This is a genomic window from Deinococcus alpinitundrae, assembly GCF_009982895.1.
Taxonomy (GTDB): Bacteria; Deinococcota; Deinococci; order Deinococcales; family Deinococcaceae; genus Deinococcus; species Deinococcus alpinitundrae.
On sequence record NZ_WXZL01000369.1, the window covers coordinates 1 to 254 of the forward strand.

At 61.0% G+C, this 254-nt stretch carries 1 protein-coding gene; it reads left to right on the forward strand.

The window, feature by feature from the left end; translation table 11 throughout:
- The coding region (locus GUI70_RS23785) for a recombinase family protein (RefSeq protein ID WP_161884608.1) at positions 1-254 on the forward strand (254 nt) is incomplete at both ends.

Genomic DNA, 254 nt, shown 5'->3' on the forward strand with positions numbered 1-254 from the left:
GGATGCACCATTATCCACGAAGAACACGCCTCCGGCGCTGATCGCGGCCGGCCGGTATTAATGCGCCTGCTGAAGGGAATCCGCCCCGGAGAAACTCTGGTGGTGGTGCGGCTTGATCGTCTCGCTCGCTCTGTCAGCCACTTGCTTGCCGTCATTGAGCAGCTGGAAACCGCAGGGGCTCATTTCAGGAGCCTGCGCGATCCGATCGACACCACAACAGCGCAAGGTATGTTTTCCCTGCAGGTGCTCGGCGC